The following is a 19845-nucleotide window of genomic DNA, read 5'->3' as shown; positions in this document are numbered from 1 at the left end:
TCTATCATTCTCTCTATGCCCCTATAACGCTAAAGCCGAAGGCCGCAGTAGTCAAGCGTATTTATTTTAAAAAAAAGCTTCAAGCCTGCTTTTTCAATGGCAGGCCGAAGCTTTTTGGGGGCATTCACTTGCTTATTTGCTCACTAACTTGCTTGAATGCTTACTTGTCGTCCTCCTGCTTGCTCATAGCTGCCTTGAGGGCATCCGCCAAGCTGCTCGAGAGCGACACATTATCGCTGAATTGATTGATCAGCTTCTTCTCCTGATGCTTATTGATCCGTCCACCCTGTTTATCGCCCAGCATTTCAATGACGTTGCATGGACGGCACTGTGCGTATTTTCCGGCCTTGCCGTCATGAATTTCCATCTTCTTGCGGCATTGCGGGCAGCGCTTGTTCGACAGCGCCGGCTCAGCCGAGCGGCGATAGCCGCATTCCCGATCCGGACATACGAGCGACTTGCCGCGCTTGCCTTTCACTTCCATCAAATGCTTGCTGCATTCCGGGCAGCGCGAATGCGTCAGATTATGAGGCTTGTATTCCTTTGTCTCATTTTTCACCTCTGCCACCCATTTGCTCGCCTGCTCGCGAATGCCCGCCATAAACTTCGCTGGATTGCCCTTGCCGAGCGCAATACGCTCAAGCTCCCGCTCCCACTGCGCAGTCAGCTCCGGCCGGCGCAGCTCCTCGACGACAATTTCGATAAGCTGTCGGCCTTTTCCTGTAGGCGACAGCTGGTTGCCCCGACGCTCAATCGTGTCGGTTCCCAGCAGCTTCTCAATAATATCCGCTCGCGTTGCTGGCGTACCCAAGCTATGCTTCTCCATTCGGCCCAGCAGCGATGCTTCCGTATATCTTGCAGGCGGCAGCGTCCGCAATTCCTTGAAGCGGGCTTGCTTAATCGGCAGCGTCTGCCCCATGCTCATGGCGGGCAGCAGCTGCTCCGGCTGGCGATCCGCTTCGCTGCGGGCTTTATCGTCGTCTTCATCGTCATCATCTCCGAAGCCTCCACTGCCGATTCCGCCCCCGCTGTATAGCTCCTTCCAGCCGCTTTCCTTCTGCACCCGGCCTTTGGCGTACAGCTTATCGCTGCCAACCGCCAGCGTTACGCTCGTCTCATCATAGCGGTAAGCCGGCGAGAACAGGGCTAGAAAACGGCGGACAATCAGATCGTACAGCTTGCGCTCCTCCGAGCTTAGCGCGGACAAGTTAACGTATTGCTCCGTTGGAATAATCGCATGGTGATCGCTGACCTTGCTGTCATCAACGAATCGCTTCGTCACGGTTAGCGGGCCGCGCAGCAGCTTGCGGGCAAAAGGCGCATAAGGCCCGACCGCCACGCTTTCCAGCCTGCTTTTGAACGTCGGCACGATGTCGCTCGATAGAAAGCGCGAGTCGGTACGCGGATAAGTGACGATTTTATGCTGCTCATACAGCTTCTGCAGCACACCCGACGTCTGCTTCGCCGAGAAGCCCAGCCGCTTGTTCGCATCACGCTGCAGCTCCGTCAAGTCATAGGCCCCCGGATGCAGCTCCGACTTTTCAACTGTGCGCAGCTTGTCTACCTTCGCTCCTTTTCCCTGCAAACGGGCGACGACTGCACCTGCTTCATCGCGGCCCCATACACGTCCATCATGGCCATCCTGCTCGCGCCATACCGCCTGAAAAGTGCCCATATCCGCAGATACCGTCCAAAACGGCTGGGACTGGAACTGCTCAATTTCCTTCTCGCGGTCCATCAAAGCGGCAAGCGTCGGCGTCTGCACGCGTCCTGCCGCCAGCTGTGCATTGTATTTGGTCGTCAAAGCGCGGGTGACATTAAGTCCGATGAGCCAATCCGCCTCGGCGCGGCATACAGCGGATGCATACAAATGGTTGTATTCCGCTCCCGGCTTCAGCTTGCTAAAGCCATCCTTGATCGCCTTATCCGTCTGCGACGAAATCCAAAGCCGTTTAAACGGCTTGCGCCAATGAACCAGCTCCATAATCCAGCGGGCAACCAGTTCGCCTTCTCGACCGGCATCAGTCGCAATAATCAGCTCGCCAATATCGGAACGCTTGCACAGCTGTGCTACTGCCTTGAACTGATGCGACGTTTCCTTCATCACCTTCAAGTTCATTTTAGGGGGCAGCAGCGGCAAATCCTCCAAATTCCAGGTGCGGTATTTCGGATCATATTCCTCCGGCTCTGCGAGAGTAACCAGATGGCCGAGCGCCCACGTTACAACATATTTAGGGCCTTCTATGTAGCTTTTATTTTTGTTTGTACAGCCGAGTACACGGGCAATTTCCTTTGCCACGCTTGGCTTTTCCGCGAGCACTAATGATTTCATCTCTTCCATTCGCTCCATTCGTCCAGCTTGTAAAGCTATATTATCCTTACAAATGCTAATGTTGTCAAAAATAGACCAAGCATGACACCTGAGCAAGGGTGTGTGTGCAAACCAGAGTCGGCTGCGCCTTGCTTAGCGCTTTTTCGAGGCCAAACTCATCTGACGATTCAAGGCTGGGGATCCGCAGCATGCGATTGTAGCTGAGACCACGCAGCTCGGGACGCTCCCTCCTTTTTTCAAGGACTGAGGTTCCGCTATTCTGGCTTTTGATCCGATTTCGGGCTGTAAGCGGACAGGAAATCCGTTATCGCCCTCATCCTCCTGTCAAAATGGCTTTTGGCAGCGCATTAGCGGCTCCTGAGTCCGCAGCCTGTGCCATAACCCGTGATTCTGTTGAAATAGCGGCTGCTGTGTCCACCAAGTTTATCTTTGTGCAGGGAGCAACCCCCTGAAACGAAGAACATGAAGCTGCCTTTCGGTACGATAGGTTCTCATTCATGAAGGGGTGACATTCCCGCTAGGAGAGGGAATACGAATGACGCTACGTTTGACGCTAAATTCGATCAGGATCTGGCTCGCTTACGTTTGCATACACGTACTAGCTAGCCCCGCGGCGCCCATAAAATAATCGATACGCCGACCAGACATACGGCAGCGCCAATCCAATCGTAAAGATCAGGCGTACGCTTGTCTACCAGCCAGCCCCAAAGCACCGCCATTGCGACGAACACGCCGCCATATGCCGCATACACTCTGCCAAAGGTTGGAAACGATTGCAGCGTAGGCAAAATGCCGTACAGCACCAAGACCGCGCTGCCTATTATACCGTACCAATAAGGCTTTCCTTCGCGCAGCCAAAGCCATACCAAATAGCCGCCGCCAATTTCTGCGAGCCCCGCAGCAATAAACAGTAAAATTTGCATGATTAAAGGCAACGCTAAAGCACTCCTTCTCCCCTTTAGTCTCTGACTCTATTTTACCTGACAATTGCCGTTATGCTATAGTATTCTCACCATGAATGATAATAGATTAGGCAACTTATTCTCATGCACAAAGATAATGACTGGGGAGTGCGAATGTTGAAACCGCGTTTGATCGGTATAATCGCTTTAGTATTATTTATTTTTGTTTCTATTAATTTTTATATTGGCTGGAATGGATGGCTGTATTTATCGGCCTTACTTCCCCTGGAAAACCCGCTCCCTTATGCCTTCATTGTCGCTATTGTCTCTTTCTCTTATATTATTGGAAGACTGCTTCAACCTGTAACACCACTGCGCAAAATAGGGCGTGTGTTCAAGCTTATTGGCTCCTACTGGTTCGCGGTTATGGAATATGCGGTACTGCTGCTTCCTCCCGCCAATCTGATATATTGGCTGCTGACGAGGCTGGATATTCCCTCCTATACGGCCGTACTTTCAGTAGGAAGTGTAGTCGTCGTTATAATGTTAACCATTCTGCTTCGTGGGAGCTGGAATGCCTGGTCCCCGATCGTCCGCACCTATTCCATTACGATTGCCAAGTCAGCGGGACCGCGCAAATCGCTGCGCATCGGCATGGCGTCGGATATTCACCTCGGCACTATCGTCGGCAAACGCCATTTGGCGCGGCTTGCGGATGCTATGGAACGCATGAAGCCAGATTTGATTTTGCTGCCGGGCGACGTTATTGATGATGACATTGGCCCTTATATCGATGATTATATGTCCGAGGTTATGAAGCGCCTGAAAGCGCCGCTTGGCGTCTATGCCGTTCTTGGCAATCATGAATATATTGGCGGTCACATTGCCCGCTTCATTGCGGAAATGGATGCTGTCGGCATACGCGTCCTGCTGGACGAGAGCGTGAAGATTGATGACGGTTTTTACGTCATTGGCCGCAAAGACTTGAGCGCAAAAAGAGCCGATCCAGCGGGCCGTCAATCCGTGAAGGAGCTCGTCGCAGCGCTTGACGCTTCCCTGCCACTCATTATGATGGATCATCAGCCTTCCGATCTGGAGCAGGCTTCGCTTCAAGGCATTGATCTTTCGTTGTCCGGTCATACCCATCGCGGTCAAATGATGCCAAACCACTTTTTTACAAGACGGCTGTTCGAGCTGGACTGGGGCTTTTTGCAAAAAGGGCAGCTTCATGCCATCGTCTCCTCCGGCTTCGGCACGTGGGGACCGCCGCTTCGCATAGGCAGCCGCGCAGAAATCATTCAGCTAAACGTCGAATTCCGGCCGTAAGCTGAGCTTGCTTGCCGCTTTGCTTGCCTACTCGCTTGCCGCTGACTTTATACGAAAAAACAAAAAAACTGGCGATGATCGTACCGGGTGTACTTGATGCACAACCCGATGCGTCGCCAGTCTTTTTTTATATATCATCCGATTTCCATTATAGCATACGTACGCCGCTCATATTTTCCTTTATTGCAGCCATTTGCTGTATAGCACATCCGCATCGCCATTTTCCTGAAGCCTGTGTATGACCTGATTGACGACCTGAAGCAATTCGGTCTGCCCTTTGACAACAGCTATTCCAAAACCTTCTTGCGTAAATGCGCCGCCTACCAGCTCCAGCTGTGCCTCGGGATAATGCTGATTGTAGCTGACCTGTTTTAAATAATCGTTAAATACGATATCTACCTCGCCGGAGCGCAGTGCTTCCAAACATTCCGTCACCGAAGCATACGAACGTATTTTAATCTTTTTGCCCTGCGCCATAAGCGCTTCTGCTTCCCGCTCGCTGGTCGCTTGCGTTTTTACACCAATGGTTTTGCCATCCAAATCACCAAGGGAGCGTACCGATTGATCTCCCATCCGCCTGACGATCGCCATGCCGGTATCCAAATATTTATCCGACATCTCGACAATCCGTTCCCGCTCCTCCGTAATATACATACTGGCTATAACCATGTCGGCTTCACCCAACTGCAAGGCATTAAGCAGCTCAGCAAAGGGCATTTTTTTCCATTCAATCTCTACGCCAATTTCGTCTGCAATCGCTTGCGCCAAATCAACATCGTATCCTATAAACTTGCCAGTCTCTTCATCCGTATATTCAAACGGGTAATTTTCGGTTGTGGCGATAACCAGCTTGCCCGACTGTTTAATGATCGGCAGCCATTGCAGCATGGCAGGATTGCTTCTTTCTGGCATTGGCGCATCCTTCGTACAGCCAGCCAGCATAAGGCTAAACAGCGCAAGCAGCGCAATAGCCGACTTGACGGAAGCTTTCTCAAACATTCAAACAACCTCCCACCATAACGCCCCCCATCTCGCTTTATTTCGCACGCCTTCCTTGGTCAACCTGCTGCTCGCTCCATTCCCACAGCCGCTTGGCAGCTTGCTCATCCTTTGCTTTTGAAGACACTTCCTCCCTTTTTTGCTTATAAAAATAGTGCCCGCTTAACGCTCCGCCTTCCTCCGAGCTCGCCAAATACAGCGCCGTCTGCGCGCCCTGCAGCGAAGTCAAGAAAAAAGGCCGCAGCAGCGCATGCATGCTTTTGCCAAATCCCGTCTGGCGGTTAACGCCGAGCGACGTTCCTACTGCTCCTGGATGCAGACAATTAACCGTCACCCTCGTATGCGCGAGCCGCCTAGCCAGTTCCTTGGTGAACAATATGTTTGCCAGCTTCGATTGGGCATAACCCTTTACTACACTAAAGCCCCGAGACAGATTGATATCTTCAAAATGGATTTTTCCCGCTTTATATGCACCCGAGGATACATTGACCACTCTGCCCTGAGGCGATCGCTCCAGCAGCTCCAACAACGATGTCGTCAGTAAAAAATGGCCTAGATGATTGACGCCGATCATGCTTTCATAACCATCTTTGGTTAGCTCGCGTTTCAGCGATACAACGCCTGCATTGTTTAGCAGCACATCCAGCCGGTCGTACCGCTGCTTGAAAGCTTCGCAAAAGGCTAGTATGCTCGCAAAATCTCCTAAATCGCATGCCATCAATTCAATATGAGAGGCTCCGCTTGCAGCAAGCGCCTGCTGCCTCGCGGCTTCTCCGCGCTCCAAGCTGCGGCAAGCCATAATGACGTCCGCGCCAGCCTTCGCCAGCTCCGTAGCTGATGCCAATCCCATACCCGCATTTGCTCCGGTAACAAGTACGATTTTCCCTCGCATTTGCATCATGCTTCTCAGCTCCGCTTCTCTATCTATATAGTATAAAAGGTCTCCGGATTTTCCCGGAGACCCTGTACCTGCTGCTGCAGCAAACGCCCAAGCCAATAGCAGCAGGCCAGCAGGCCCTTAGGAGCAATCGTTAGAATGAACGGTTTATTCGCTCCTACGCCCTGCTGCTGCACTCATGCTGTTCGCTATTGAAGCTATTGTTATTGTACGTCTGCTTCTTCCGTAAAGCCGCGTTTTTTAAGCCAGTTGCCGCAGCATAAAGTCCAAGTATGGGCTTCAGGATGATCATAGGCAAGACCAATGCCATGTCCGCCGCTCTCATAGATGTGTATTTCGTACGGCACGCCCTTGTTCGCAAGCGCCGCAGCAAACATTAAGCTGTTCTGAACCGGAACGGCGCCGTCATCGGCCGCATGCCAGAGGAAGGTCGGCGGTGTCTGCTCCGTTACTTGCAGCTCGCTCGACAGCTCCCTGCGAAGCTCCTCAGGCGCATCCTCTCCAAGCAAATTGACAAGTGAGCCATGGTGACGGAACTCTCCTAGCGAAATAACCGGATAACACAGTACCATCGCATCCGGACGGCTGCTTGCGCGTTCGATCGGATCGGAACTGCTGCTGTCTCCGGCATCAAAATGCGTGCCTGCTGTGGAGGCCAGATGACCGCCAGCCGAGAAGCCCAGTATGCCGATACGTGCGGGATCAATGCCGAATTCAGCTGCCCGGCTTCTGACGATCCGCATCGCGCGCTTCGCGTCACCGAGCGGAATAGGATGCTTATGCGGAGCTACACGGTAATGAAGAACAAACGCATGCAAGCCCAAATCATTCAGCCACTTTGCAATCGGCTCGCCTTCATGGTCGGCGCGATAGCCGTATCCGCCGCCTGGAAGCACGATAACTGCTGCTAAAGGCTTGTCCGACCGGATGAGATGAGGCACTAAATACGGGCGCTCACCTTCCACATTTTCATAAGCTGAATCTGGCCATAAAGCCACTTCCGTCATATACGATACCTCCGAATAACTATTTATGCTAATGATAGCCATTGCTTCAAAGCCATTATACATGAATTCCACTTGGAAGGCGTTAATTCCTTCATCACGTGCGACAACAAAATCGAAATTTATTCAGCCAAAATTGTAACTATTTGTAGTGTGGCTGCGTCTTTAATTTTAGACTAAGCTTAGAAGGCATGGCAATAACAGCAACCTTAACAGGAGGAATAAGGATGAAACGTTTTCGCACCGCTTTTACGATCATTCCGGCAATCAGTCTCGCTGCTTCGTTAATAGGAGCGCCTCTTGCATCAGCAGCGCTTCCAGCTAACAGCAGTGATTACATAACAGCGGCAGCGGCTACGACAGCCGCCAAGAAAATAACGCTTAAGGTCAACGGCAATTCGCATTTGACCGAATCAGCCCCTTTTATATCGCAAAATTCGGTGTATATGCCGCTTCGTGAGGTTGGCGAGCTGCTCGGAGCTATGGTGTCATGGAACGCAGCGGCCAAAACCGTCACCATGAGCTATCCGGGACATCTGATTACGTTAAAGGTCGGCTCTACAGAGGCGATCAATAACGGCAAAAAGATCAAGCTGCTTACCCCTCTTCAAGTGATTAAAGGCCATGTGTACGTGCCGCTGCGTTTTTTCTCCGAATCCATTGGAGCAAGCGTGACGTGGAAGCAAGCCGAGAATACGGTCGGCATTAACCAGAAGGTCATTTATCAAACGGGCGGCAGCATGCAGTCAGGCGCAGTATGGATCGATCCGGCAACCGGCAATCTTTATACGGCGCTGGGCAAATCTGATATTCCCAAGCCTGCAGGCAAGCTTAACATAGATCCGGAGCTTTCCGGCTACTGGGGCATTTCGACCAAAGTGATCGGAACAAATGGCCTCATGGTAACCGTTCTCTTCAACTATGGGGAGCCCGGCATTCAATATCGCTCCCACGCCGCCTATATTAAAGATAATAAGCTCGTCAAGCAGGCGACGGCGCAGTATTACCAGCGCTATGAGCCTAACATTGTTGCTATGAACAATAATCCTTTGCTGACGGATGGCAAAACGTTATCGCTGCTGGACAGCAGCGGAGCTACGCTGGAGGAATATGACCTGCCCAAGCTGGGTGGCAAAGATGAAGTGTATGCCGTACTTGGCATGGGCCAAGGCTACCTTATTATTCGTCCTAACAAAACAGGGCTGCTCACTTTAGTCGATTTGAAGACGGGCACCGCTACGCTTCTGTATAAACAGTTCCTGTCCACTGCCGAGCAGGAGTACGCCGAAATGAACGACATCCCTTATCATGGCGATGAGCTGGCTTTCACAGGTGAAACGTCCAAAGGCGTGCTCAGCTTCTCTTACCGCAGCGCCCTCGATGGCAAAAGCTACACTTACAGCTATTCGCTGAATAAAGCGTAAACGGCTTTGCCGTCCTTTCGAGGCATTACGATTTAAATAAAAAAATCAAGCCCTAGCAGTGATCACTCACAACTGCCAGGGCTTGATTTTTTTTAGCTGCTCAAGCCTACTCGATTATGAGACTTAGTTAGACAGACCTTTAGAAAAAGGCAGCCATCGTTTTCGCCAGCTTTTCATAGTTCGCATAAATTTCTTTGTAGCGCTTGCTCGTCTCCGGGTTCGGAACAACAGGCTTGTCCATTGGAATATGCTGCTTAATTTCCTCATAGGAGTTTGCATGCCCTGCGGCTACCAGAGCGGTCCAAGCGGCGCCCCATGCGGCGCTGTGATGGTTTTCCGAGACGTATATTTCCGCATCGAAAATATCAGCCATCATTTGCAGCCAGAGCGGCGAGCGGGACAGCCCGCCGTTCACATACATTTTCTGCGGCGCGCCCGCCAGCTTCTCCAGCGCCTTGCCGATTTGATACAGGTTGAACGTAACCCCCTCCAGCACCGCGCGAATCCAGTGCGCCCGCTCATGGGTCATCGTTAAGCCGTAGAAATTGCCCTTCGCCCGCTGGTTCCACAACGGCGCCCGTTCGCCGTTAAGATAAGGCAGGAAGAGCAGGCCGTCCGCGCCGGGAGCAATCTTCTCAGCCTCAGCCAGAAAAGCCTCGTAGCCGCCTTCATAATTCAGCGTATCCTTCAGCCATTGCAGCGCAATGCCGCCATTATTCGTCGGGCCGCCCACGATATACGTATCCTTCGTAAAAGAGTAGCAGAACGTCTCGCGGCTATCGCTCACCTTCGCCTGATGCGTAAGCTGGCGGATTGCTCCGCTCGTCCCTACAGATACGGCAACCTCGCCGGGAAGAATCGCGCCGATGCCGAGGTTCGACAGCTGCCCATCCGCAGATCCAATCGCAAAGGGCAGGTTCGCTGGGACACCCATTTGCGCAGCAATATCCGCTTTCAGCCCAGAGAGGATTTCCGTTGGCGGCACGATTTCGGACAGCTGCTCTGCCGTAATGCCTGTTAACGCCAGCAGCTCCGGCTCCCAGTCCAGCTTCGCCGGATTGAACAAGCCGGTTGCCGAGGCCATCGCATAATCGATTTTACGTTTGCCAAACCAGCAGTAAAGCAAATATTCCTTAATCGACATGAAATAGCTCGCTTGCTCATAAGGCTCGTAGTTATTTTCTTTCATCCACAGCAGCTTCATCAGCGGCGTCATCGGGTGAATCGGCGTTCCCGTCGCCTTATACACCTGCTCCCCATTTGCTTCCAGCATCGCTTCCGCCTGGCCTGCGCTTCTTCCATCCGCCCAAATAATCGCCGGAGAAGTCGGCCTCCCGTCAGCGTCCAGCGTCAGAATCGCATGCATCGCCGCCGAAAAACCGAGCGCCAGCAGCTCGCCTTCCTGTACCTCCGCCTTCTCAATCGCTTCTCTGACCGCGAGCACGGCCGAGCGCTCGATGTCCGCCGGGTTCTGCTCCACCCAGCCCTGCTGCGGATAGTGGAAGGTGTTCATTTTCTCAACATCTGCAACCAAATGGCCATTTCGATCAAAAATACAAGCTTTCACGCTGGTTGTCCCCAGATCAAGCCCGATTACCAGCTCTCTTCCCATCTCTCATCGTCCTTTTCGTCTCCAGCTCCGAAGGGCCGTATATTCCGCGTTGCTATCGTTTTATTATAACTGATTTGCGGGACGAATGAGCAGTATGGGCTATTTTTTCACATTATCCCCGGTAGTTATCCTGCCATTTCAGCAGTCTGCGCTCCAGCAATCGTACAGCTGAATCAGCCAGCTTGCCGACAGCGGCGAACACGAAAATGCCAACGAACACAGCGCCTGTCCGCACATATGATCGGGCATCCTGAATCAGATAGCCGACGCCGCTGTCGGCTCCCATTAATTCAGCTACAACGAGGCACAGCCATGCGATGCTGAGCGACAGACGAAGGCCCAGCAGGACGTTGGGCAAGGCGGCAGGGAGCATCAGCTTCGTCACCTGCTTGTAACGGCTGAACTCAAGGACGCGCGCTACGTCGAACAGCTTTTTATCGACACCCCTGACACCGAGAAAGGTGTTCACATACAGCGGAAAAAACGCTCCCATTGCAATCAACAGCACCTTGGACAGCTCGCCAAAGCCAAACCACAAAATGAACAAAGGGGTAATCGAGAGCAAAGGCACGGTCCGCAGCATCTGTACGGTTGGATCAACCAATTCCTCGACTTTTACATACATGCCAACCAATAAGCCAATAAGCAGCCCCAAGCTCCCTCCCAATAAAAAGCCGAGCGCGGCGCGCACGACGCTAATGCGGATATGATAGAACAATTCCCCTGACAGGAGCATCGTGTACAGATCCCCAAAGATTGAGCTTGGAGCTGGAAAAAGCTTAGGATCTGCCGCTCCCGACCAAGATGCCCACTGCCATAGAAGCAGCACGCTGACCGGGATTACAGCCCCTTTCCACCATTTTCCTAATTGTTTCATAATATCTCCTTCATGTTGGTATCACGATGCCTATAGCTTTATATGACCCAGTTTTCCTCTGGCTCCTCCTGCTTCTCCAGCGCTCGCATGACCTGGGAACGCAGCTCCTGAAAGCCCGGACTATGCCTCGTGCGCGGATAGGGCAGATCATTGCGAACAATCTGCTTGATTCGGCCTGGACGAGCATCCATCACGACGATTCTTTCGGATAAAAACACCGCTTCGTCGATATCATGAGTGACGAGCAGCATCGTCGCCCGATTATTGCGCCAAATGTCCAGCAGCGCTTCCTGCATATGCGTGCGGGTGAAGGCGTCGAGCGCGCCGAAGGGCTCATCGAGCAGAAGCACCTGCGGGCTTTGCATAAGTGCCCTGGCAATAGCGACCCGCTGGGACATCCCGCCAGACAGCTCCTTCGGATACGCCTTCTCAAAACCTTCTAAACGCACCAGCTTAATCATCGCATCCACCTGCCCGCGAACCTCTTTATTTCTTAGCGATTGATTAGCGGCAATATTCCGCTCCACCGTAAGCCATGGGAAAAGGCGATGCTCTTGAAAAATAAACCCTTTATCACGGCTGGGCTTGCCCGCATCCACACCACCCAGCAGCACGGCCCCCTCGTAATCGGCATCGAGTCCGGCGATAATTTTGAGCAGCGTGCTTTTGCCGCAGCCGCTCGGCCCGATGATGGTAACAAATTCGCCGGGACTCAGACTCAAATGAATGTCAGCGAGCACATGATTCTGCTTTTCCGCCCTGAAGCTTTTGTCCACCGCAATCAATTCCAGCTTGCCGCTACCGCTCATACGTCCACGCCGCTTTCTTGCCGGGCATAGCGGCTGGCAGGACGACGCAGTCCCAAGTTTTCGCGCAAGGTGCCGCCTTCATATTCCGTGCGGAACAAGCCGCGCTGCTGGAGCACCGGGATAACCTTCTCCACAAAAATATCCAGACCGCCAGGCATGTAAGGCGGCATAATGTTAAAACCGTCAGCAGCCCCTTCACGCAGCCAGAGTTCCATCTGGTCGGCAATTTGCTCGGGCGTTCCAATCACGGTAAGATGGCCCCTTGCCGAAGCAAACCGCAAATAGACTTCCCTCACCGTCAAGCCTTCTCTTCTAGCCGTCTCCATCACCAGCTGAAAACGGCTGCGAGTGCCGCCAGCCTCCTGCAGCTCAGGAAACGGTTCGTCGTCGGCATAGCCCGAAAGATCAATATTATCTAATACGCCGCCTAGCAAGGCGGTGCCGATTTTGCGGTCCACCAGCTGTTGAAGCTGCTGGTAGTTCGCTTCGGCTTCCTCTTGTGTGTCCCCGATAATGGGGAACAAGCCGGGCAATATTTTAATGTCATCGCGGGAGCGACCATGTGTTTCCGCGAGTTCTTTTACTTGCTGGTAAAACTTCTTTGCGCTGTCCAAATGATTTTGCACCGTGAATACGACATCGGCATTTTTCGCTGCGAACTGCTGCCCGGTTCCGGATGATCCCGCCTGAATAATGACCGGACGACCTTGTACGGGGCGAGCTACATTCAGCGGCCCCTGTACGGAGAAAAATGTCCCTTGATGGTTCAGCACATGCACTTTATCCAAGTCAAAATACTCGCCGCTTTCCTTATCCGCCTGCACCGCATCCTCATCCCAGCTATCCCATAAACCGGACGCCACCTGGAAAAATTCATCCGCCCGCTCATAACGAAGCTCATGATCGAGAATTTCATCCTGGCCAAAATTGTGGGCTTCGTCATTCAGCGCCGACGTTACGACGTTCCAGGCCGCCCTGCCATCGCTAATATGATCAAGGGATGCGAATTTGCGCGCAGCATGATAGGGCTCGTTAAAGGTAGTCGAAAAGGTAGCCGCCAGACCGATATGCTCCGTAACGGCAGCCAGGTTCGACAGCAGCGTCAGCGGCTCCAGCTTGCCGTAGCGATCGGTTAATGCCGATTTGTAGGGCAGCGGAACGGCAAGATCATCGGCCAGAAACAGCAGATCAAACTTCCCTCGCTCTGCCGTCTTGGCGAGCTGTTGATAATAGTGAACGTTGTGGCTTTGGAGCGTAGCTGTCTCAGGATGCCTCCATGCAGCGGCGTGATGCCCCGTGCTTTGAATAAATAAGCCCAGCTTTAATTGTTTTGGCGTATCGCTCATTTTCAGCTATCCCTCCTTCGCCGTCTCGACGCTTGCTGCGAATTGGCTGATTGGACGGCTGAGCCCCAGATGGTCCCGCAGCGTATTTCCCGAGTATTCCGTGCGGAACAAGCCTCTGCGCTGCAGGACGGGAACAACCTGATCGACAAATTCTCCCATGCCTCCCGGCAGCAGCGGCGGCATAATGTTGAAGCCGTCGCAGGCAGCGCTGCGGAACCAATCCTCCATGACATCGGCAATTTGCTCCGGCGTGCCTCGCACCTTCATATGTCCACGGGCTACGGCAAAATGCAAGCCAAGCTCGCGGATCGTCTGCTTCGTTCTCCGCGCCGTCTCCATGATGATTTTCGCCCGGCTAGTATTGCCCTCAAGCGGGATATCCGGCAGCTGCTCATCAATGGAATAGCCCGATAAATCCACATTCAGCATTCGCGATAAATACGTGACACCGGCTGATGGCAATATCAGCTCGTAAAACTCCTCTTCCTTCGCCTTTGCCTCCGCTTCGGTCGCACCTACAAAATACATCAGGCCGGGCAATATTTTCACCTCGCCAACCTCTCTCCCGAATTCGGGCAGCAGCCCCTTCACATGCTTATAAAAGCGGATCGCTTCGTCTTTATCCTCGCATGCTGTAAAGATAACATCCGCCCCGCTTGCTGCGAATCGTGATCCGGCAGGAGAGGTCCCTGCCTGAATAATGACCGGACGACCTTGGGGGGACCTTGGAATATTAAGCGGTCCAAGCACCGAGAAGGACTCGCCGCGGTGCTCAAGCAAATGCACCTTCTCCTTGTCAGCAAACAAGCCTGCTTTCTTGTCCCATAGAAGGGCGTCATCCTCCCAGCTGTCCCATAGCGCATTTGTAACATCTAGAAATTCGCGCGCTCTTTCATACCTGCTGCCGTGCTCCGGCAGCTTCTCCATGCTGTAATTCAGCGCGTCGCCCTCCTTGGTCGAGGTGACCACATTCCAAGCAGCGCGCCCTTTGCTGAGATGATCCAGCGTCGAAAACCGACGTGCAACATTGTAAGGATCATTGAATGTCGTCGATACAGTTGCCGCGATGCCAATTTTATCCGTGATCGCAGCGAGCGCGCCAAGCACGGCAGTCGCTTCCGGGTAGACGAAGCGGGCGCTCGATTCCGCATCGCTCAGCGGGATTGATCCGGAATCCGCCAGAAACAGCATATCCAGCTTGCCCCGTTCCGCGCTTGCTGCTAATTCCTTGTAAAAATCCATACTGATGATTTCGTTCGTATCCGTACCCGGATGGCGCCATGCCGCAAAATGATGGCCGAAAGTAAACACAAAGGCGCCCAGGTTCATTTGTTCGTTCAACTGCTTCATGTCTTTGTCACTTCCATCCTGCATTATTTATTTGTGTCTGCCTTTATATCTGCCAATGTTTTCGTAATGAAGGTGTTATCAATGACTTTGGATACATCTACCTTCGTCTTAATTTCTCCCAGCTCGAACATGAGGTCAGCGGTTTCCTGCTGGAATTTAGTCGCTTCTTCCGAAATCGGAAGATTAGTCGGCTCAGAGCTTGGGTTCGCCATGGATGCCCGAATCGTATCCTCGCTCACATTTTTGATTTTGGCATTCAGGGCGACCGCCTCGTCCAAATTCGCTTTTTGCCAGTCGATTGATTTTTGGTAGGCTTTGAGAAACGCCTCTACAAGCTCAGGATATTGGTCGGCGAATTCTGTTCGGGAAATTACATAGCCCGGGGTAAACAAACCGATTGTGGACGACTCGGCTACGATTCGGGATGAGCCGCTGCTCGTTTCCTGACTGCGATAAGGTTCAAAAATAACCCAAGCGTCAACCTGTCCACCTTGGTACGCCGCCTGTGCATCAGCAGGCTGAAGGTTAACCAGCTTGACATCGTCTGGCGAAATGCCTTCTTTCTTGAGCGCATGCTGGAGCAGGCCCCATGAGCTGCTGCCTTTTGCAACGGCAATCGTTTTGCCCTTCAAATCTTTAATCGATTGAATGCCGCTTGCCTGCGGAACAAGAATGGCATCAGGCGCTCCGCTGCTGCCTTCAGCAAGAGACTTGAAGGCAATGTCGGCTGCTTGAGCGGTAATCGTACCAATATAGCCTGTACGAACAATATCCAGCCGGCCTGCCGCCAATGCCTCATTGTATTGGGACGCGCTTGCCAGCGTCTGGAATTCGACGGTTGCACCGTATTTGCCAAGCTCCTCCGCGAACCAGCCTTTTTCCTTGCCAATAATCATAGGGCCGACCTGGCTGCCCTCAAGGTGGACGACAACGCCTTTGTATTTATCCGCATCCGGCTCCGTCGCCGCAGATGATGAAGCTGGCTCCGCACTTGCAGGCGCTGCCGATACCTCTGCGGATGCCGCCGTATTCGTCGCTGCCGCTTCCTGCTGCTGGCTGCCGCATGCCGCAAGCAGCAGCACCATAGCTGCAAATATTAAATAGTTCATTCTAGCTGTCCATTTTGCTCTCATTTATAATTCCTCCTGATTTTGTGGCTATATCGCCATCTTTAGATGTAGTCGTCTCTGTGTCATTTATGGCTTTAGCTTCATATGCTTCTCAAACTTCTCGAGCGGCTTGGGCGGCTTGATAATCCTGATACGCTTCGGCTAACCGGACAATGCCAAGCTCAAGCGCCTCCGCCTCGCAGTAGCTGAAGGATAATCTGGCGTAACGCTTCCCATCCTCCGGCGATAAATAAAACTGCTGGCCCTCAATAAAGCTCACCCCGTGCCCGGAGGCATACTTTACGAGCTCCCCGGTGTCTACCTCTTCCTTAAAGCGAAGCCAGACGAAAAAGCCGCCCTCGGGAACCGCATATTCCACTGCTCCTTGTAAATGCTTGTCCAGTGCTTTCAACATGCTGTCACGCTGCTCCCGGTAACGGCTAATGAGCTGCCCGATATGCGTTTCCAGCGAGTAGCTGCTCAATAAATTCCCGATAATCTGCTGGGTAAATGCGCTAGCCCGGCTTCCATGAAAGAAGGAGCCCAGCTTGACTGCGGTGTCCTGCGACGCGATTGCCCAGCCCAACCTTATGCTTGGAGCAATCGTCTTAGAGAACGTGCCCAAGTAAATCGTTCTTTGCGGGGCAAAGCTATAAATAGCAGGCAAATAGGCGGCTCCAAAATTCAGCTCCGAGTAGGCATCATCCTCCAGAATGAAGAAATCATAGGCCAGTGCCAGCTCGGCAAGCCGCTTACGGCGGAAGACGGATAAGCTGATTCCGCCCGGATTATGATAATTCGGGATGCAGTACAGCAGCTTCGGCAGCGGCAAATTTTCACGGACCGCATGCTCAAGCGCTTCCTCCACCAAATCGACTCTGAGGCCCTGCTCATCAATAGGAAACGAGGCAAGCACCGCTTCGCTGGTGCGAAATGTATTCAGAGCGCCGAAGAAGGTCGGGGCTTCTACCCAGACGTGATCCCCCGGCTCCAAAATAGCGCGGCAAGCAAAATCGATCGCCTGCCCTGAGCCGTAGGTGACGAGCACCTCCTGCGGAGTGACATGAATTCCCCGCAAGGCGGAGCGCTCGGCAATCCATTGTCGAACGACAGCCGGACCATCCGCACCCGAATATTGCAGCGCAGCGTGGCCTTGCGTCAGAATGGCATCGGATGCCGCCTGCTGGAGCGCATCATAGGGAAATGATGCCGATGCCGGAGAACCGTAGGATAACGGAACGACATCGGTTCGATTGGATGCTTGCGCCGCCCCCATCGGCGCCTGCTGCGGCACTCTTTTGGCAAAACGGAAAGGAGCTAGTTTGTCTCCCATAACTATTTTTCACAACCTCTCTAATGAAAGTCATGCTGCTGAATGGCTGCCAGTCTTGCGTTTTTCTGTTAACAGTTTTATACCTTATCGTAATTTTGTAATTTCCGATTGGATTGCAAGGATTTATTAATTGAAATGTTACACATTCCAAATTACAATGTAAAATATATAAAAACAATGTATCCATAACCTGAGCTTATGGCAGAAGAGGTGATCTGATATGCGTATTGAACAATTGAGATATTTAGTCGAGGTAGCGCATAGCAGTTCCATCACTTTAGCTGCGGAGAAGCTCCACTTGTCGCAGCCCAATATTAGCAACTCGATAGCCGCCTTGGAAAATGAGATCGGACTAGCGATTTTCACCCGTACCCGCTCTGGTACACGCCCGACTGCCGTCGGCAATAATCTGATCCAGATGGCTGAGGATATTTTATCGCGCTGGGATAACTTCACAGAGACGGCCAAGCTGAACAGCTCGCTTCTGAACGTTCGGCTTGTCATCGGGGCGACCTTCGGGGCTTGCACCAGCTTTTTGCCCAAGCTGCTGACCCATTACTCGGAGAAATATCCGCTTGTTGAACTGGAAATTACTGAAAGCCATCCGAGCGAAATAGAAGAGCGGCTTTTGAGCGGAGATTGGGATGTGGGACTTATTGGAACGCCGGAGGAAATGTCCTTTAAAAATCTGGTCGCCGAGAAGTTTTTAACCTGCAAAATTATGGCATGCGTTGGTGGCAAGTCGCCCTTGGCCTACAAAGAGAGCCTTTCCATGGAGGAAATTGGGAAGCATTCAATTATCAGCACCTCGGAGCGTATGAAGGAGGAGCTTCAGGCGTATGGCACGAGCCGGGAAATTTTTCATTCCAAGCATTCCGAGGTTTCTAAACGGGTCATCAGCGAAGGACTGGGCATCGGCTTTTATTTGGATATTTCCTTGAAAAATGACCCCTACGTCATGACCGGGCATATCGTTCCGATCCCGCTTCAGGTCGAGCATCCCGTCGATTTTTACTGGTTGCATGCCAAGAAGAAGCAGTCGCTCGCTTGCGAAGCTTTTATTAAAGAGCTGAATGTGCTTATCCCCCAATTTATGCGGATGAATGCTTGAAGCTGCAAAGAGCCCCTTAGGAGCAGCCGTTGATTCGACTGCTGCTTCTAAGGGGCAAAATATCATTTTAGGGCTCGGATAGACGTATCTCTGCAGCTGTTAACTCTAAATACTCCTCTTCCTGATTATTTATGGTTACTCCTCAAATTTGCGCATCGCAATGACTGCATTATGCCCGCCAAAGCCGAAGGAGTTCGTGAGGCCAACCTTTATATTCGCGCGGCGCGCTTCGCCCGCTACGATGTCCAAATCTCCGCAAGCCGGGTCCGGCTGCTCATAGTTGATCGTCGGCGTAATGACGCCTTCCTGCAAGCCTTTGGCGAGGGCAATCGCCTGAGCGCCTCCCGATGCGCCGAGCATATGTCCCAGCATCGACTTCGTCGCCGTCACAGCTGGCGTCTGCTGGCCATCTGCTGCAAACAAGCGTCGAATCGCCGAAGCCTCAGAGGAATCGCCAACCTCGGTGCTTGTGGCATGTGCGCTAATGACATCCACATCCGCAGGGGCTAGTCCCGCTTCCTGCAGCGCAAGCTTCATCGCCCGGTATGCTCCATCTCCATCAGGCGGCGTCGCTACGATATGGTACGCATCTGAGGTCGCTCCATAGCCTACAACCTCCGCATAAATGCGTGCTCCTCTGCTTTGCGCATGCTCAAGCGATTCCAGCACCATAATGCCCGCTCCCTCTGACATGACGAAGCCATCCCGGCCGCTGTCAAAAGGACGGCTCGCCCGCTGCGGCTCCTCGTTGCGGGTCGAAATCGCGGTCGCATTGCCAAAGCCCGCGAGTGCAATATCCGTTACGGCTGCCTCTGAGCCTCCGGCAAACACGACGTCCGCCCAGCCGCCACGAATGAGCCGGAACGCTTCGCCAATGGCGGTATTGCCTACCGAGCAGGCAGTAACTGGCGCAAGCGTCGGGCCGAGCGAGCCGAGTCTGATGCTGATTTGCGCAGCTGCCATATTGGCAATCATCATTGGCACGAGCAGCGGGCTCACCCGGCCTGGCCCGCGCTGACGCAGCTGCCCTTCGTTATCCTGCAGCGTTTGCAGGCCGCCAATGCCCGAGCCGACATATACCGCCAGCCGCTCGCGGTCCAGCTGCTCCAGCTGCAAGCCCGAATCGGCAAGCGCCTCTTCCGCTGCCGCGAGGCCGAACTGGGTGAAGCGGTCCATTTTGCGGGCTTCTTTTTTCCCAAACTGCTCCTCCGGATTAAAATCCCGCACCAGACCGGCAAAATGCGTCTTATGCTTCGTTGCATCGAATGTATCTATAGGGCCAATGCCTGATTTGCCCGCAAGCATCCCTTCCCAAAACGTCTCTACCCCTATTCCTAATGGCGATACGACACCAAGCCCTGTCACAACGACTCTGTTCATCATTTATTCCCCGCTTTCCATTAATAAACTGCT

At 52.8% G+C, this 19845-nt stretch carries 16 protein-coding genes; 3 read left to right on the top strand and 13 right to left on the bottom strand.

The window, feature by feature from the left end:
• Window positions 1-160: 160 nt before the first annotated feature.
• On the bottom strand, window positions 161-2332 hold the full coding sequence (locus WH37_RS00615; RefSeq protein ID WP_046228621.1) for a DNA topoisomerase III: 2172 nt from the start codon (window positions 2330-2332) through the stop codon (window positions 161-163).
• Window positions 2333-2934: 602 nt separating this feature from the next.
• Window positions 2935-3255 (bottom strand): YnfA family protein, encoded by a 321-nt coding sequence (locus WH37_RS00610; protein ID WP_046228785.1) that lies wholly within the window; start codon window positions 3253-3255, stop codon window positions 2935-2937.
• Window positions 3256-3408: 153 nt separating this feature from the next.
• On the opposite strand from WH37_RS00610, the gene WH37_RS00605 reads away from it, so the two are divergent.
• On the top strand, window positions 3409-4560 hold the full coding sequence (locus WH37_RS00605; protein ID WP_046228620.1) for a metallophosphoesterase: 1152 nt from the start codon (window positions 3409-3411) through the stop codon (window positions 4558-4560).
• A 180-nt stretch (window positions 4561-4740) separates the two neighbouring features.
• Here the strand turns inward: WH37_RS00605 and WH37_RS00600 are convergent, their stop codons facing one another.
• From WH37_RS00600 to WH37_RS00590, 3 genes are all read right to left on the bottom strand, one after another.
• Window positions 4741-5559 (bottom strand): substrate-binding periplasmic protein, encoded by an 819-nt coding sequence (locus WH37_RS00600; protein WP_046228619.1) that lies wholly within the window; start codon window positions 5557-5559, stop codon window positions 4741-4743.
• Window positions 5560-5596: 37 nt separating this feature from the next.
• Window positions 5597-6460 carry an SDR family oxidoreductase gene (locus WH37_RS00595; RefSeq protein ID WP_231594072.1) on the bottom strand — a complete coding sequence of 288 codons (864 nt, stop codon included), beginning with the start codon at window positions 6458-6460 and terminating at the stop codon, window positions 5597-5599.
• Between the two features lie 200 nt (window positions 6461-6660).
• Window positions 6661-7464 carry an alpha/beta hydrolase gene (locus WH37_RS00590; RefSeq protein ID WP_046228783.1) on the bottom strand — a complete coding sequence of 268 codons (804 nt, stop codon included), beginning with the start codon at window positions 7462-7464 and terminating at the stop codon, window positions 6661-6663.
• Between the two features lie 224 nt (window positions 7465-7688).
• Here WH37_RS00590 and WH37_RS33210 point away from each other — a divergent pair, with 224 nt between their 5' ends.
• Window positions 7689-8885, top strand: a complete 1197-nt coding sequence (locus WH37_RS33210) for a copper amine oxidase N-terminal domain-containing protein (protein WP_052736730.1) — start codon at window positions 7689-7691, stop codon at window positions 8883-8885.
• A 139-nt stretch (window positions 8886-9024) separates the two neighbouring features.
• Here the strand turns inward: WH37_RS33210 and WH37_RS00580 are convergent, their stop codons facing one another.
• The 7 genes from WH37_RS00580 to WH37_RS00550 form a co-directional block, all read right to left on the bottom strand.
• On the bottom strand, window positions 9025-10497 hold the full coding sequence (locus WH37_RS00580) for a gluconokinase (RefSeq protein ID WP_046228618.1): 1473 nt from the start codon (window positions 10495-10497) through the stop codon (window positions 9025-9027).
• Window positions 10498-10609: 112 nt separating this feature from the next.
• Complete coding sequence (locus WH37_RS00575) at window positions 10610-11374, bottom strand: ABC transporter permease (RefSeq protein ID WP_046228617.1); 765 nt, start codon at window positions 11372-11374, stop codon at window positions 10610-10612.
• Between the two features lie 38 nt (window positions 11375-11412).
• Window positions 11413-12183, bottom strand: a complete 771-nt coding sequence (locus WH37_RS00570) for an ABC transporter ATP-binding protein (protein ID WP_046228616.1) — start codon at window positions 12181-12183, stop codon at window positions 11413-11415.
• A complete protein-coding gene (locus WH37_RS00565) occupies window positions 12180-13529 on the bottom strand; it encodes an LLM class flavin-dependent oxidoreductase (RefSeq protein WP_046228615.1) in 1350 nt (449 codons plus the stop codon). The genes WH37_RS00570 and WH37_RS00565 overlap by 4 nt, the downstream gene beginning before the upstream one ends.
• 6 nt (window positions 13530-13535) lie before the next feature.
• Window positions 13536-14879, bottom strand: coding sequence for an LLM class flavin-dependent oxidoreductase (locus WH37_RS00560; protein ID WP_046228781.1), 1344 nt, complete (start codon window positions 14877-14879; stop codon window positions 13536-13538).
• 23 nt (window positions 14880-14902) lie between these two features.
• Window positions 14903-16012: an aliphatic sulfonate ABC transporter substrate-binding protein gene (locus tag WH37_RS00555; RefSeq protein WP_052736729.1), complete on the bottom strand. Its 1110-nt coding sequence runs from the start codon at window positions 16010-16012 to the stop codon at window positions 14903-14905.
• Between the two features lie 88 nt (window positions 16013-16100).
• Window positions 16101-17321: an aminotransferase-like domain-containing protein gene (locus WH37_RS00550; protein ID WP_046228614.1), complete on the bottom strand. Its 1221-nt coding sequence runs from the start codon at window positions 17319-17321 to the stop codon at window positions 16101-16103.
• 220 nt (window positions 17322-17541) lie between these two features.
• On the opposite strand from WH37_RS00550, the gene WH37_RS00545 reads away from it, so the two are divergent.
• On the top strand, window positions 17542-18432 hold the full coding sequence (locus WH37_RS00545) for a LysR family transcriptional regulator (protein ID WP_046228613.1): 891 nt from the start codon (window positions 17542-17544) through the stop codon (window positions 18430-18432).
• 135 nt (window positions 18433-18567) lie between these two features.
• On the opposite strand, the gene fabF is transcribed toward WH37_RS00545, so the two are convergent.
• Window positions 18568-19812, bottom strand: a complete 1245-nt coding sequence (gene fabF / locus WH37_RS00540) for a beta-ketoacyl-ACP synthase II (RefSeq protein ID WP_046228779.1) — start codon at window positions 19810-19812, stop codon at window positions 18568-18570.
• Window positions 19813-19845 lie beyond the last annotated feature (33 nt).

Origin of the sequence: Paenibacillus algorifonticola (genome assembly GCF_000971975.1) — a bacterium.
Taxonomy (GTDB): Bacteria; Bacillota; Bacilli; order Paenibacillales; family Paenibacillaceae; genus Pristimantibacillus; species Pristimantibacillus algorifonticola.
Note: the sequence above shows the minus strand (reverse complement) of the source record. Positions and strands in the feature narration are given on the sequence as shown.

Excerpts from the sequence above, each read along its gene's own strand:
- WH37_RS00615 (WP_046228621.1), bottom strand. The coding sequence starts at position 2,332 with ATGAAATCATTAGTGCTCGCGGAAAAGCCAAGCGTGGCAAAGGAAATT.
- WH37_RS00610 (WP_046228785.1), bottom strand. The coding sequence starts at position 3,255 with ATGCAAATTTTACTGTTTATTGCTGCGGGGCTCGCAGAAATTGGCGGC.
- WH37_RS00605 (WP_046228620.1), top strand. The coding sequence starts at position 3,409 with ATGTTGAAACCGCGTTTGATCGGTATAATCGCTTTAGTATTATTTATT.
- WH37_RS00600 (WP_046228619.1), bottom strand. The coding sequence starts at position 5,559 with ATGTTTGAGAAAGCTTCCGTCAAGTCGGCTATTGCGCTGCTTGCGCTG.
- WH37_RS00595 (WP_231594072.1), bottom strand. The coding sequence starts at position 6,460 with ATGATGCAAATGCGAGGGAAAATCGTACTTGTTACCGGAGCAAATGCG.
- WH37_RS00590 (WP_046228783.1), bottom strand. The coding sequence starts at position 7,464 with ATGACGGAAGTGGCTTTATGGCCAGATTCAGCTTATGAAAATGTGGAA.
- WH37_RS33210 (WP_052736730.1), top strand. The coding sequence starts at position 7,689 with ATGAAACGTTTTCGCACCGCTTTTACGATCATTCCGGCAATCAGTCTC.
- WH37_RS00580 (WP_046228618.1), bottom strand. The coding sequence starts at position 10,497 with ATGGGAAGAGAGCTGGTAATCGGGCTTGATCTGGGGACAACCAGCGTG.
- WH37_RS00575 (WP_046228617.1), bottom strand. The coding sequence starts at position 11,374 with ATGAAACAATTAGGAAAATGGTGGAAAGGGGCTGTAATCCCGGTCAGC.
- WH37_RS00570 (WP_046228616.1), bottom strand. The coding sequence starts at position 12,183 with ATGAGCGGTAGCGGCAAGCTGGAATTGATTGCGGTGGACAAAAGCTTC.
- WH37_RS00565 (WP_046228615.1), bottom strand. The coding sequence starts at position 13,529 with ATGAGCGATACGCCAAAACAATTAAAGCTGGGCTTATTTATTCAAAGC.
- WH37_RS00560 (WP_046228781.1), bottom strand. The coding sequence starts at position 14,879 with ATGAAGCAGTTGAACGAACAAATGAACCTGGGCGCCTTTGTGTTTACT.
- WH37_RS00555 (WP_052736729.1), bottom strand. The coding sequence starts at position 16,012 with ATGAGAGCAAAATGGACAGCTAGAATGAACTATTTAATATTTGCAGCT.
- WH37_RS00550 (WP_046228614.1), bottom strand. The coding sequence starts at position 17,321 with ATGGGAGACAAACTAGCTCCTTTCCGTTTTGCCAAAAGAGTGCCGCAG.
- WH37_RS00545 (WP_046228613.1), top strand. The coding sequence starts at position 17,542 with ATGCGTATTGAACAATTGAGATATTTAGTCGAGGTAGCGCATAGCAGT.
- fabF (WP_046228779.1), bottom strand. The coding sequence starts at position 19,812 with ATGAACAGAGTCGTTGTGACAGGGCTTGGTGTCGTATCGCCATTAGGA.